Genomic DNA, 12,489 nt, shown 5'->3' on the forward strand with positions numbered 1-12,489 from the left:
CGGGGCGCCACGCGCGGAACGCCGCATCGCGGGCGCTCAACTCGGGTTGAGCGGCGGCAGGGCGTCGATCGAGAGACGCAGGCGACGCTCGGCCAGACGGCGTTTGCGCTCCTGCTCGAAGGCCGCGCCAAGCGCGCGCCAGGTCTCGTTCCGGGAGGCTGCAGCGCCGCGCCCGTAGAGCGCCGATGAGACCGCGATCGCCGCGTCGTCCAGCGCGTCGGGCGGGCTTCCGGGCACGGCTGGGCAGCGCCGGGTCCAGGCTTCGCGGGCCGCAAGAAAGGCCGGAAGGTCGCGCGCCGCAATCGCGTGGCGGACCGCGCCGGCGGCATGGGCCTCGCTTTGCAACCGGGCCTGTTTGCGACTCTCGAACGCCCGCCGAACCGGCGGCAGCGCAAAACGGACAAGCAGCCAGACCAGCCCCGCCAGGAGCGCGAGTGCCACCCCGGCCAGCGCCATCTGCCGGCCGGTGAAGCGCGGCTCGCGGGGCGGCGGCGGGGCGTCGACGGTCAGTGTCACACCCTCGAGTTGTGCGGTCTCGACCTCACCGCTGTCGATGTCGAACCACTCTACCGAGATCGCGGGCAGGTCTACCGTGCCGCCGTAGCGGGCCACGTAGGTCACCGTTTCCTCGCGGCTGCCGGAGAGCACGCCGCGCTCCTCGGTCTCGGCGACCTTCGGCTCGGCGGCATGGGCCTGCACCGGCCCGTCCGGGACCTCGGGGATGAGGCCGGGAATGAAGAGCGGCGTCGTACCGCCGATGCGCGCGGTGACCGTGCGCACCACGGCGTCGCCTTGTCCCAGCGTGCCGTCGGCGCCCTCGATCGACTGTTCCAGCGTGAAATCCGAGGCAAGGATCGCCGGATCGAGCCCGGCGGCAGCTTCCGGCAGGGTTGCGGAGATCGTGAAGGCCGGCAGCGGCACCTCGGCCGTCACGGGCTGCGTCGTGCCGGGATCGGCATAGGTCACCACGATCCGCTGCTCCGGCAGCGTCACGTCGCCCGGCACCATCGGATAGAGCCGGTAGCTCCGGGCCACGCCCGACCAGGTCTCGCCGTCGACGCGCTCGCTGACCGGCCCCGAGGCGCGTTCGGGCAGCCGGACGATGACATTGGGCAGGTCGAGGTTTGGGAACTCGGGCGGGCTGGGCAGCCATGTCGGCACCAGCACCTTGATCCGCAGCACCAGCGGCTGGCCGACCACCACGCTTTCCGGTGTCAGCTCCGCCGTGACACGCGGCTCCGGCGCGCCCGGATCGGCCGTCGGCGACGCGGGCTGGGCAATGGCGCCGAGGGCCAGCGACAGCAGCAGCGCGACGGGCAGAAGATGGCGCAGCACTCTCATTCCCTGTCCCTCGTCGACTGCTCCTGCAGGAACCGCTGGCGCAGGAAATCACCCATCTGGGTGTCGACCGAGCGCATCCATTGATCTGCCGTCTCCATGGACGGCGTCTCCTCGGTCTCCGAGAAGTCGGTGTCGGTCTCCGCGCCGCGCTCGTCCTCGTTGTCGAACACCACGTCGTCGGCGCCGATGCCCCGCTCCTCGCCGGTGTCGCCCTGCTCGCGGGCGGTCTCGACATAGTCCAGGATGTCTCGGGTCAGCGCCAGGTTCCACTCCGCCTCCGGGAATTCCGGCTGCATCTCCAGCGCCCGCTCGTAGGCGGCGATGGCCGGGCGATACTCGCGGTTGCGGGTCCGCGCCATACCCTCGCCAAAGGCCGCTTCGGCGGTGTCGAGGCGGGAATAGATCTCGGCCGCCTCGGCGTATTTCCCGGCGCGCGCCAGCGCATGGGCCCGCCACATGGGATCGAGGAACAGCTCGCCCGCGCGGGCAAACTCCTTCTGGCGATAGGCGATGGCGCCCTGCTGGTCCGGGGTCAGGAACCAGTCCGCCACCCCGGCGCGCGCGGGTGCCGGCGCGCCCGCGGCGAGCCCGAGCGCCAGCAGCACCGACCAGCGCATGGTCCAGCCCCTGCGGAACCACAGCAGCAGCACCGGCACTGCGAGCCAGGCGACGATCCAGCCGCGGTCGTCCCAGTCCAGCCGTTCGTCACCCAGTAGTGCGGCGCGATAGGCCGAAGCCGCAGCGCGTTCGATCCGGCGCAGGTCGGCGTCGTCGGCGGAAATCCGGATCACCCGCTCCGAGGGCATTTCCGCCAGCGGGCCGGCCGGGGCGCCTTCGGGCGCGACCTGCAGGAACAGCACCGGCGGGCCGCCATCCGTGCCCGTCGAGACAAAGGCCGCCGCATCGGCCGCGTTCAGCGCGTCGAGCACGAAAAGGATCGCGCCCGGCGTCTCCGAGGCCGCGAGTTCTTCGGTCGCGAGCTCCAGCGCTGCGCCGGGCGCATCGCCTTCCACCGGCATCACCTCGGGCGTCAGGGCCTCGAGCATCGCCTTCATCAGGTTCGGATCCTCGGTCAGCGGCGCCACGCGATGGGCGCTGCCGGCATAGGCGATGAGCGCGGTGCGTGCGCCGGCCCGGCGTTCGACCAGCTCGGCGATCTTGAAGCGCGCCCGCTCCAGTCGGCTGGGCGGCACATCGGGCGCCAGCATCGACTCGTCGACCTTGAGCACCACAACCAGCGGCGCGGTCTGCGCCAGCAGCGGGTTCGCCACCCGACTCCAGGTCGGCCCAGCGGCGGCGAGCGTCACCAGCGCCAGCACCAGCGCCACGAGGTCGATCGCGTGAAGCCGCCGGCCCTCGTCCGCGCCAACGGTCAGCGCCTCCGCCAGGTGCGGGACGATCCCCTTGGGGGGCGCGACGCTGGCGGTGTATCGGCGGCGCACGCGCCACCAGATCAGCCCGACCACCGGCAACAGGAGCAGGATCCACGGACGCAGAAGATGCAGCGCGCCGAGCGCGTCGAGAAACGCCGTCATGCCGCCCTCCGTGCCGTGACGAGGCTCAGCCAGGCGAGGCTCAGCGTGGCCACCAGCGCGGCGGCGGCAAAGGCGATCCAGGCCAGCGGCTGCTTGGGCTGGAAGCTGATCGTCTCGGTCACCCGCGGGTTGAGCGCGTCGATCTCGGCATAGATCTCTTCCAGCCCCGCGCCATCGGTCGCGTAGTAGAAGGCGCCGCCCGCGCGCCTGGCGATGGCCTCCAGCGCGTCCAGATCCACCTTGTCCTCGCCGGCGCCCTTCGGATCGCCGACGCCGATGGTGTAGATCGTCACCCCCTCCTGGTCGGCGATGGCCGCGGCGTTGATCGGGGACATCCGGCTCGCGGTGTCGGCACCGTCCGACAGCAGCACCAGCAGACGCTGATCGACCTCGGAGGCCTCGAAGGTGCGGATCGAGAGGCCGATGGCGTCTCCGATCGCGGTGTGCGGCCCCGCCATGCCGACCTGCGTGGTGTCCAGCAGGTGCCGGACCGAGGCCAGATCCTCGGTGAAGGGCGTCTGCACGAAGGCGCGACTGCCGAAGACGATGAGCGCGATCCGGTCGCCATCCCGCGCCTCGATGAAATCGCCGACCACGTCCTTGACCACCTGCAGGCGCTGCTGCGGCGTGCCGTCTTCGCCGGGCATGTCGCGGGCGTCCATCGAACCGGAGATGTCGACCGCCAGCACCATGTCGCGGGCCGCCTTGTCGATCTCGGTCTTCTGGCCGAGCAGTTCCGGCCGCGCCAGCCCCAGCACGACAAGGCCCCAGCAAAGGATCGCCGCGAGGGTCTGCAGCCGCCTGCGACGCAAGACCTGGGCGCCGGCCTGCGGCTCCAGCCCGCTGGCCTCGGCGATCTGCCGGAAGAACGGGATGCGGATGCCGGGCGTGCGCTCCCGATGCGGCGGGGCGAAGCGCCAGACGAACCAGGGGGCGGGCAACAGCAGGAGCGCCCAGGGAAAGGCCAGCGCCAGCGTCATGCCGCGGCCTCCCCGCGACGGTGGCGGCGCACCCATGTCTCGACCAGCCGGGTCACCGCCGGATCGGGCGGCAGCGGGCGCCAGGGCGCCTGCACGAGCGCCTTGCCGGCCTCGCCGGTGAAATCGCATCCCGGGCAGCTCGCCGCGAGAAAGGCCAGCCAGTCCGCGCCGGTCTCCGAGGCCACCTGCGCCCGCGGATAGGCCGAGAGTGCGGCGCGGCGCAGGATCTCCGCCAGACGCGCGGGATCGTCGCCCGCCTGCCCGATCTCGACCAGCGCGGCCCGGCGATAGGCATTGGCGCGCCGATGCTCCCGCCAGCGCCACCCGCCCCAGACAGCCAGCGCCAGCAGCACGAGCCCGAGCCAGATCCAGCCGCCGGTCGCCGGCCACATGGAGATCGGCGCCGGCTCGGGCACCGGCTTCAGCATGTCGAGCATCTCGACCAGGTTCTTGCCGTCGGTGTCGGGAAGATCCGCCATCAGCGCGCCTCCGGCAGGCCCATCAGGCCCCTCATCTGCGGCAGCGTTTCCTCGCCGGCGGTCAGTGGCAGGACCGGGATGCCGTATTTCCGTGTCCAGTCCAGAACGCGGGCCATCCGCGCGCTGACCACGCTTTCGATCCCCGACCGGGTCTCGCCGGCCCCGGCGTCGAGTTCCACCTGAAGCTGGCCGTCGGAAGCAACGAACCGGAACTCCTCGGGCAGGTTCAGCCCAGAGGGATCGGCGATCGGAAAGAGGATCACGTCGTTGTGCTGCGCCAGCCGCCGGATCAGCTTTTCCGTGCGGTCGTCGGCCTCGTCGAAATCGCTGAAGATCAGGATGAGCGAGCCGGTCTTGGCGATCCGCGCGGCGGCCTCAAGCGGGGCATTGAGCGGTTGCGGCGTTGACACCTCGCGCTCGGCATGGAGCGCGCAATTCGCCCGCGCGATGGCCCCGAGCAGCCGGTTCAACGCCGCGTCGCCGGATTTCGGGCGCAGCTCGGCCCGCGCATCGTCGCCAAAGACGATGCCGCCCACCCGGTCGCCCTGCGCCCGAATGCGATGGGCGGCGAGGGCCGCAGCCTCGGCGGCGGTGACCGATTTCATGTTGCGCGTGGTGCCGAAGAACATGGTCATCCGCTGATCGACCAGCAGCAGCGCCGGGCGATCCCGCTCCTCGGTGAAAACGCGGACATAGGGCTCGCCGGTCCGCGCGGTCACCTTCCAGTCGATGGTGCGGGGGTCGTCTCCGATCCGGTAGTCGCGCAGCTCCTCGAAATCGAGCCCGCGCCCCCTGAGCCGCGACGCATGCCGCCCGTTCATCGCCGAGCGCGCAGGCTGGCGCGGCAGGAAGCTGAGCTGCCGCGCAGGCCCGGCAAGCCGGCGCAGATGCGCCAGGTCGGTATGGATGCGCGGATCGGGTGCGGGCGCCATCGGCCGGCCTCAGGGCAGCGCGGTGAGCTTGACGATTTCGTCGATCACCTGGTCGGTGCCGATCCCGTCTCCCTGCGCCTCGTAGCTGAGCGAGACACGGTGGCGGAACACGTCGTGCACGATGGCGCGCACATCGGCCGGATCGACATAATCGCGTCCCTCGAGCCAGGCATGGGCCCGGGCGCATTTGTCGAGCGCGAGAGAGGCACGCGGGCTGGCGCCGATCTCGATCCAGCGCGCCAGATCCTCCGACAGCGCCGCCGGGGTTCGGGTGGTCTGCACAAGGTCGGCCATGTAGCGGTCCATCGCCTCCGCGACATGGATCTGCCCGATCTCCACCCGGGCGTCGAACACCGCCTGCTGCGGGATCACGGGCGGTTTCTCGCCCCCGCCGCCGGATTGCGCCTGCTGCTCCTCGCCGCGCACCAGCCGGATCACCTCCACCTCGTCCTCGACGGGCGGGTAGACGATCTCGACCTTCATCAGGAACCGGTCCATCTGCGCCTCGGGCAGCGGATAGGTGCCCTCCTGCTCGATCGGGTTCTGGGTCGCCATCACGATGAACAGCGGCGGCATCTTGTGCGTGGTGCCGGAGACGGTCACCTGCCGCTCCTCCATTGCCTCCAGCAGCGCCGCCTGAACCTTGGCGGGCGCCCGGTTGATCTCGTCGGCCAGCACGATGTTGGCAAAGATCGGCCCGGGCTCGAAGCGGAACTCGGCCGCGCCCTGCGCCTGGTGGTAGACCTCGGTGCCGGTGACATCCGAGGGCAGCAGGTCGGGCGTGAACTGGATGCGCGAGAAATCCGCCTCCAGGTTCTTGGCCATCGCCTTGACCGCGCGCGTCTTGGCGAGCCCCGGCAGGCCCTCGATCAGCAGGTTGCCGTTGGCCAGCAGGCCGATCACCAGCCGCTCGATCACCTCGCGCTGGCCGATGATCGTCTCACCCATCCGCGCCTGGAGGGCGGCAATCTGTTCGCGGGCGCTGCCCCGGGCTGTCTCGTTCATGTGTCTTTCTCCTTGCCGCCCGCCGGCGCCGCGTCCCGGGCCAGCGCGTCGCGGGCCTCGTGCATGCGCTGCAGGAAATCCTCGTCGACCTGCGGAAACTGCGGGTCGATCCGCTCCAGCGTGTCCAGCAGCACCGACGAAACCACGAGCCGCGCGTACCACTTGTTGTTCGCCGGCACGACGAACCAGGGCGCGTAGCCGCGCGCGGTGTTGCGGATCATGTCCTCGTAGGCGGCCATGTAGGCATCCCAGTGCTTGCGCTCCTCGATATCGCCAAGCGAGAACTTCCAGTTCTTCTCCGGTTCGTCGATCCGGTCGAGGAAGCGCCGCGCCTGCTCGTCCTTCGAGATGTGGAAAAAGAACTTGAGCACCGCCGTGCCGCTGTTCGAAAGGTGCCGCTCGAAGGCCCGGATGTCCTTGAAGCGGCGCTTCCAGAAGGCGTCGTCAATGGTGTCCTGCGGGATCGCGCGCCCCTCCAGGATCTCGGGATGCACCCGCACCACGAGCACTTCCTCATAGTGGGATCGGTTGTGGATGCCGATCCGCCCCCGCTCGGGCAAGGCCACCGCATGACGCCACAGGAAGTCGTGTTTCAACGCGACCGGACCGGGTTGCTTGAACGAGGTCACGTCGCAGCCCTGCGGGTTGATGCCCGACATGACATGCTCGATGGCGCTGTCCTTGCCGCCGGCATCCATCGCCTGAAACACCATCAGAACCGCGGACTTGCCCTCGGCATAAAGCCGCTCCTGCAGCCTGCCGAGCGACTTGCGGCAATCCTCCAGCAGGTCCTTGGCCTCCGCCTTCTCGACGTCGACGCCGTTGGTGTCGCCTGGGTCGACGCTGTCCAGCCGAAACGACTTGCCGTCGTCGACCCGGTGACGCCGGGCCAGATCGCTTGCCTTCAGCGACATCCACGTTCCTCCCGTTCAGGACCCGACCTCATTCCGGCCAGATCGTCTTCCAGTCCTCCGCCATGTCGACGATCAGCCAGCCGCGGTCCGGCCCCTCGTCGAGACCGCGGTTCAACTGCCCCACATGGCTGTCCCGGTCATAGGCAAACTCGCGCTCTCCGTCGGTGTGGTGCACCAGCATCCCGAAACGCGCGCCCTCGCCCGCGGTCGTGTATTCCAGCATCTGGAAATCGCCGTCGGAGTTGCCGGCCGCGAAGATCGGCCGCTGGCCGATGTGACGGATGATGCCGACCGGCTTGCCTTCCTTGTCGTCGATGAAGCTGATGCCGCCGTCCTTCTGCAGGACAGGCACGCCGTCCACCACCTGGTAGCTGGTGTTGCCCTGGCTGCCGATCACCTGCGACGGAGGGATGCCATAGGCCTCCTGAGAGATCGCGCGGATGAAGTCGATGCCGCCGCCGGAGACGATATAGGTCGTGAAATCCTCGTCCCGCAGGTAGCTCAGCAGTTCCAGCATCGGCTGGTAGATCATGCTGGCATAGGTCTTGCCGGTCGTCGGATGGGTCGCGGTGGTGAGCCACTCGTAGGCACTGGCCTCGAAGGCGTCGACCGTGATGTCGCCGTGCGACACGTTGATGATCTCGAGCAGCCCTTCCTCGCCGCCGGCCATGATCCCCTCCATGTCGCCCGCCGCCGCGGCCTTGAGCACGTCGGAGCTGAGGATGGACGGATCGGCCTCGGCCTTCTCCTTCAGGATGTCGAGCGCGTAGAGAAGCTGGAAATACACCGGCTGCTCGGTCCAGAGGCAGCCATCGTTGTCAAAGGTCGCGATACGATCGGCCGGGGTGACGTAATCCTCGGACGCCGGATCCGTCACGGATTCCACGAAGGCGATGATGCGATCCTTGGCCTCGGTCCCGTTCCAGGACGGCAGCGGATCGGCAAGGGCCATGCCGGCGGACAGCGCAACGGCCGCAACGGCGATACTGAAATGTTTCATGAAAAATGCTCCCGGAGGTTGGGTCGGGACCGGCCGCAGCCAGTCCCGACACTGTCGTGTCACCAGGTCACTGGTTGCCTTGGGAGCCTTGCTGGATCTGCTCCATGACGGCGCTCAGGTTGAAGCTGCCAGGCTTCTGACGCGGCGGGAACTGCTCGAAGCTCTGCAGCCACTGGCCGACATAGGCCGCGGCCGGAGCGATGACGAACATGTGCTCCAGGTACCAGCGCTGGAAGCCCATCGCGTTCTCCTCGCGGGCGCGCTCGAAGGGATCCATCCGCAGGTTGGCCAGCAGCGGTGCGCGCAGCACCTTGAACGGCTCCTGCCAGACTTCGAGGCCTTCGCCGGCCTGCTCCAGGAAGGTGATCTTCCAGTTGTCGTAGCGCAGCGCGGCCGGTTCACCGTCGTCGGTCCAGTAGATGAATTCCTTGCGCGGCCATTCCGCCTCGCCCCGAAGCGCCGGGCCGAGGTCGTAGCCGTCGAGATGGACATTGTATTCCCGCCCGATCGCCTCGACGCCGCCCGCGAGCAGCTGTTCCTTGATGTCCGGCACGCCGGCGGCGGCCAGCAGGGTCGGCAGCATGTCCTCATGCGCGCCGATCTCGTTGACCACGGTGCCCGGCTCGATCACCTCGGGCCAGCGGATCATCGTCGGCACGCGGAAGCCACCCTCCCACTGGGTGTTCTTCTCGCCCTTGAACATCGTCGTGCCGCCATCGGGCCAGGTGAAGGTCTCGGCGCCGTTGTCGGTCGAGTACATCACGATGGTGTTGTCGGCGACGCCAAGCTCCTCGAGCTTGTCGAGCAGCTGGCCCACGTGGCCGTCATGCTCCACCATGCCGTCGGCATAGACGCCGAGACCGGTCACCCCGTCGCTCTCTTCCTTGAGGTGGGTGAAGATGTGCATCCGGGTGGAGTTCCACCACAGGAAGAACGGCTTCTCCTGCGCAACCGCGCGGTCGAGGAAATCGAGCGCGGCGGCGGTCACTTCCTCGTCGACCGTCTCCATGCGCTTCCTGGTCAGCGGGCCGGTGTCCTCGATGGTGCCGTCGGCCGAGGACTTGATGACGCCGCGCGGGCCGAACTGCTCGCGGAAGGCCGGATCCTGGGGATAATCCGGGTTCTCCGGCTCTTCCTCGGCGTTCAGGTGGTAGAGGTTGCCGAAGAACTCGTCGAAACCGTGGTTGGTCGGCAGCATCTCGTCGCGGTCGCCGAGGTGGTTCTTGCCGAACTGGCCGGTCATGTAGCCGAGCGGCTTCAGAAGGCCGGCGATGGTCGGATCCTCGACCATCATCCCTTCCGGCGCACCCGGCAGGCCGACCTTGGTCAGGCCGGTGCGGATCGGCGACTGGCCGGTGATGAAGGCCGCGCGGCCGGCGGTGCAGCTCTGCTGGCCGTACCAGTCGGTGAACAGCGCGCCTTCCTCGGCGATGCGGTCGATGTTGGGCGTCTCGTAACCCATCATTCCGCGGTTGTAGGCGCTGGTGTTGAACTGGCCGATGTCATCGCCCCAGATCACCAGGAAGTTCGGAAGGTCGGCCTCTTGCGCCCAGACGCCCGGCGTGCTCAGGGCAAGGCCCGTGGCGGCAATTGCCACGACGTTCTTCAGTCTATGCATTTCGGGATCTCCCCTCTTCAGAACCAAACGAACCAGGCGCCGACTGTTCCCCAGCCGGTCGCCTGATCCGCATCGAAGCTTTGGTCGGGGCCGCCCCGCGAGACGGCCCTTGCTGTTGTTGTCGGCGTTACTGCGCGCCGGAACCGGAGGAGAGCTTCTCCATCACCTTGTCGAGGCTGAAGGAGGCAGCTTCCTGACGCGGCGGGAATTCCTCGAAGGTGGCGAGGAAGTTGGCCACGTAGGCCTGGGCCGGCACCAGCATGTAGGCGCGGTCGAGCAGCCAGTCGTAATAGGTGTTCGACGTGCGATAGGCGCGCTCGTAGGGGTCGCGGCGCAGGTTGAAGATCAGCGGCACGCGTAGCGGCGTCAGTGGCTCCATCCAGGCACGGAACGTGCTCCAGGCCTTCTGCTCGAGGAAGGTGATCTTCCAGTCCATGTAGCGCAGAGCGGCAAGGTCGCCGTCATCGGTGAAGTAGAAGATCTCCTTGCGCGGGCTCTCTTCCGTTTCGCCGGTCAGCAGCGGCAGGATGTTGTAGCCGTCGAGGTGGACCTTGTAGTCGCGTCCGCCGCCGACTTCGGCCACGGTGACACCCTCCAGAAGGTCTTCCTTGACGGTCTCGTTGCCGGCTGCGGCCAGGAAGGTCGGAAGCCAGTCCATGTGGTGGACGATCTCGTTGACCACCTCGCCCTCGGCGATCTTGCCGGGCCAGCGGACCATCGCCGGAACGCGCCATGCGCCTTCCCACTGGGTGTTCTTCTCGCCCCAGAACGGGGTCATCGCGGCATCCGGCCAGGTGTTCATGTGCGGGCCGTTGTCGGTCGAGTAGAACACGATGGTGTTGTCGGCGATGCCGAGGTCGTCGATCTTCTGCAGGAACTGACCGATGTGCAGGTCGTGCTCGATCATGCCGGCGGTGTATTCATCCACGTTCTTGCCGACGATCTCGTTGGCCTGCTGGCGCATCTCGTCCTTCACGTGGGTGCGGAAGTGCATCCGGGTGCCGGACCACCAGACGAACCACGGCGTACCGGCGGCTTCCTGGCGATCGATGAAGTCGAGCGCGGCGGCGACGGTTTCGTCGTCCACGGTCTCCATGCGCTGCTTGGTCAGCGGCCCGGTGTCCTCGATGGTGCCGTCGGCCGACGACTTGATGACGCCGCGCGGGCCCCACTTGTCGCGGAAGGTCGACCCGTCGGGCAGGACCATATCGCCCGGGTAATCCTCGTTCTCCGGCTCTTCCTCGGCGTTCAGGTGATAGAGGTTGCCGAAGAACTCGTCGAAGCCGTGGTTGGTCGGCAGGTGCTCGTCGCGGTCGCCGAGGTGGTTCTTGCCGAACTGGCCGGTCGCGTAACCTTCGGCCTTGAGCAGGCCGGCAATGGTCGGATCCTCGACCTGCATGCCTTCCTCGGCGCCCGGCAGGCCCACCTTGGACAGGCCGGTACGGAACACCGACTGCCCCATGATGAAGGACGAGCGGCCGGCGGTGCAGGACTGCTCACCGTAGTAATCGGTGAATATCAGACCTTCTTCGGCAATCCGGTCGATGTTCGGGGTCTCGTACCCCATCAGCCCCATCGTGTAGGCCGAGATGTTCGACTGCCCCACGTCATCCCCCCAGATGACGAGAATGTTGGGCTTGTCTTCCTGCGCCATCGCAATCCCGGCGCAAAGGCTCAGCGCCCCCGCCATGGTCGCTCCGACATACGTCCGATAGGACTGCTTCAATGTCATGAACTTACTCCCTGTTTCGCGGCCATCGGCCGTCCATGTACCGGGTGCCCCGGTCAAACAAAAAACTGGTCACTCAAATTCTACTAGACGTCATGAACGTGATAGTATCGTGACCCCAGCTATCAAGCAGCACTTTCTTGTCTGCATACCCACACTTCCGCCAACACGCTGACACGTCAGCCAAAATGCGGAACTGTGTAGGCCTTGATAGTCGAGTCGTTCAGGGCTAATCCCATCAATTGATGGAAAGCATGAAAGAATCTTCGCTCGAGTTCGACCGGGAGCGGGCCGCAGAGGTTCTGGGCACGCGCGGATGGCTCTCGGAGCGCTCGCCCGCCTTCCGCGAGCAGATTCTCGAGACCGGGCGCCTGATGCGTTTCGAGGATGGCCAGCCGCTGTATCATGTCGACGACGAACCCGAAGGGCTGTTCGGCCTGGTCTCTGGCTCGGTCCGGATCGAAATCCCGGGCGGCCTCGAGGAGGCGATCTTCGTCCACCAGGCGGAGCCCGGATTCTGGATTGGTGATCTGGCGCTGTTCTCGAAGCAGAAGCGGCTGGTCGGTGTCACGGCGCGCGGACCGATCCACGTCTATTTCGTCCCGACCGACCGGCTCCGGGCCATGCTGCGCAGCACGCCGGACTTCATCGAGGATTTCTACGCGCTGACGCATCAGAACATGGCGCTCGCGCTGCGTCTGCTGGCAAATATCTCGGTCGGCAACGCCGCGCAGCGGATCAGGCTGCGTCTGCTGCATCAGGATGAGCAGGTCGCCGATCCGGGGAACTGGATCCGTCTCTCGCAGGATGAGCTGGCGATGCTCGCCGCGGTTTCCCTGCCGACCCTGCAACGCACCCTGCGCAGGCTGGCCGATGCCGGGCTGATCGAGCTGGGCTACGGCCGCATCCGCATCCTCGACCGCGAGGCCCTCCGGGCAGACGCCGCGCCGTAAAAT

At 67.7% G+C, this 12,489-nt stretch carries 11 protein-coding genes; 1 reads left to right on the forward strand and 10 read right to left on the reverse strand.

Annotated elements, in window-relative coordinates:
- Positions 1 to 36: 36 nt before the first annotated feature.
- The 10 genes from CHB86_RS15680 to CHB86_RS15725 all read right to left on the reverse strand — a co-directional run bounded on the left by CHB86_RS15680 (position 37) and on the right by CHB86_RS15725 (position 11,494).
- Positions 37 to 1,341 (reverse strand): BatD family protein, encoded by a 1,305-nt coding sequence (locus CHB86_RS15680; protein WP_089234028.1) that lies wholly within the window; start codon positions 1,339 to 1,341, stop codon positions 37 to 39.
- Positions 1,338 to 2,876, reverse strand: a complete 1,539-nt coding sequence (locus tag CHB86_RS15685) for a VWA domain-containing protein (protein ID WP_089234029.1) — start codon at positions 2,874 to 2,876, stop codon at positions 1,338 to 1,340. Before CHB86_RS15685 ends, CHB86_RS15680 begins: the two co-directional genes overlap by 4 nt.
- The gene (locus tag CHB86_RS15690; protein WP_089234030.1) at positions 2,873 to 3,856 is read right to left on the reverse strand and encodes a vWA domain-containing protein; all 984 of its coding nucleotides are present in this window, start codon (positions 3,854 to 3,856) and stop codon (positions 2,873 to 2,875) included. Before CHB86_RS15690 ends, CHB86_RS15685 begins: the two co-directional genes overlap by 4 nt.
- On the reverse strand, positions 3,853 to 4,335 hold the full coding sequence (locus tag CHB86_RS15695) for a DUF4381 domain-containing protein (protein WP_089234031.1): 483 nt from the start codon (positions 4,333 to 4,335) through the stop codon (positions 3,853 to 3,855). The genes CHB86_RS15690 and CHB86_RS15695 overlap by 4 nt, the downstream gene beginning before the upstream one ends.
- Positions 4,335 to 5,267, reverse strand: coding sequence for a DUF58 domain-containing protein (locus CHB86_RS15700; RefSeq protein ID WP_089234032.1), 933 nt, complete (start codon positions 5,265 to 5,267; stop codon positions 4,335 to 4,337). The genes CHB86_RS15695 and CHB86_RS15700 overlap by 1 nt, the downstream gene beginning before the upstream one ends.
- A gap of 9 nt (positions 5,268 to 5,276) precedes the next feature.
- Positions 5,277 to 6,272 carry an AAA family ATPase gene (locus CHB86_RS15705; protein WP_089234033.1) on the reverse strand — a complete coding sequence of 332 codons (996 nt, stop codon included), beginning with the start codon at positions 6,270 to 6,272 and terminating at the stop codon, positions 5,277 to 5,279.
- On the reverse strand, positions 6,269 to 7,186 hold the full coding sequence (locus tag CHB86_RS15710; protein WP_089234034.1) for a polyphosphate kinase 2 family protein: 918 nt from the start codon (positions 7,184 to 7,186) through the stop codon (positions 6,269 to 6,271). The genes CHB86_RS15705 and CHB86_RS15710 overlap by 4 nt, the downstream gene beginning before the upstream one ends.
- Before the next feature lie 28 nt (positions 7,187 to 7,214).
- Positions 7,215 to 8,186 carry an HAD family hydrolase gene (locus tag CHB86_RS15715; protein WP_089234035.1) on the reverse strand — a complete coding sequence of 324 codons (972 nt, stop codon included), beginning with the start codon at positions 8,184 to 8,186 and terminating at the stop codon, positions 7,215 to 7,217.
- A 67-nt stretch (positions 8,187 to 8,253) separates the two neighbouring features.
- Complete coding sequence (locus CHB86_RS15720; protein WP_089234036.1) at positions 8,254 to 9,804, reverse strand: arylsulfatase; 1,551 nt, start codon at positions 9,802 to 9,804, stop codon at positions 8,254 to 8,256.
- Between the two features lie 127 nt (positions 9,805 to 9,931).
- On the reverse strand, positions 9,932 to 11,494 hold the full coding sequence (locus CHB86_RS15725) for an arylsulfatase (protein ID WP_089234037.1): 1,563 nt from the start codon (positions 11,492 to 11,494) through the stop codon (positions 9,932 to 9,934).
- A 293-nt stretch (positions 11,495 to 11,787) separates the two neighbouring features.
- Here CHB86_RS15725 and CHB86_RS15730 point away from each other — a divergent pair, with 293 nt between their 5' ends.
- Positions 11,788 to 12,486: a Crp/Fnr family transcriptional regulator gene (locus CHB86_RS15730; RefSeq protein WP_176442901.1), complete on the forward strand. Its 699-nt coding sequence runs from the start codon at positions 11,788 to 11,790 to the stop codon at positions 12,484 to 12,486.
- The last annotated feature ends 3 nt before the right edge of the window (positions 12,487 to 12,489 follow it).

It is taken from the genome of Tropicimonas sediminicola (assembly GCF_900188335.1).
GTDB lineage: Bacteria > Pseudomonadota > Alphaproteobacteria > Rhodobacterales > Rhodobacteraceae > Tropicimonas > Tropicimonas sediminicola.

What these genes read in the sequence shown, in the direction of transcription:
- CHB86_RS15715 (WP_089234035.1), bottom strand. Translation starts at nt 8,186, where the DNA reads ATGAAACATTTCAGTATCGCCGTTGCGGCCGTTGCGCTGTCCGCCGGC.
- CHB86_RS15705 (WP_089234033.1), bottom strand. Translation starts at nt 6,272, where the DNA reads ATGAACGAGACAGCCCGGGGCAGCGCCCGCGAACAGATTGCCGCCCTC.
- CHB86_RS15730 (WP_176442901.1), top strand. Translation starts at nt 11,788, where the DNA reads ATGAAAGAATCTTCGCTCGAGTTCGACCGGGAGCGGGCCGCAGAGGTT.
- CHB86_RS15725 (WP_089234037.1), bottom strand. Translation starts at nt 11,494, where the DNA reads ATGGCGGGGGCGCTGAGCCTTTGCGCCGGGATTGCGATGGCGCAGGAA.
- CHB86_RS15680 (WP_089234028.1), bottom strand. Translation starts at nt 1,341, where the DNA reads ATGAGAGTGCTGCGCCATCTTCTGCCCGTCGCGCTGCTGCTGTCGCTG.
- CHB86_RS15720 (WP_089234036.1), bottom strand. Translation starts at nt 9,804, where the DNA reads ATGCATAGACTGAAGAACGTCGTGGCAATTGCCGCCACGGGCCTTGCC.
- CHB86_RS15690 (WP_089234030.1), bottom strand. Translation starts at nt 3,856, where the DNA reads ATGACGCTGGCGCTGGCCTTTCCCTGGGCGCTCCTGCTGTTGCCCGCC.
- CHB86_RS15695 (WP_089234031.1), bottom strand. Translation starts at nt 4,335, where the DNA reads ATGGCGGATCTTCCCGACACCGACGGCAAGAACCTGGTCGAGATGCTC.
- CHB86_RS15710 (WP_089234034.1), bottom strand. Translation starts at nt 7,186, where the DNA reads ATGTCGCTGAAGGCAAGCGATCTGGCCCGGCGTCACCGGGTCGACGAC.
- CHB86_RS15685 (WP_089234029.1), bottom strand. Translation starts at nt 2,876, where the DNA reads ATGACGGCGTTTCTCGACGCGCTCGGCGCGCTGCATCTTCTGCGTCCG.
- CHB86_RS15700 (WP_089234032.1), bottom strand. Translation starts at nt 5,267, where the DNA reads ATGGCGCCCGCACCCGATCCGCGCATCCATACCGACCTGGCGCATCTG.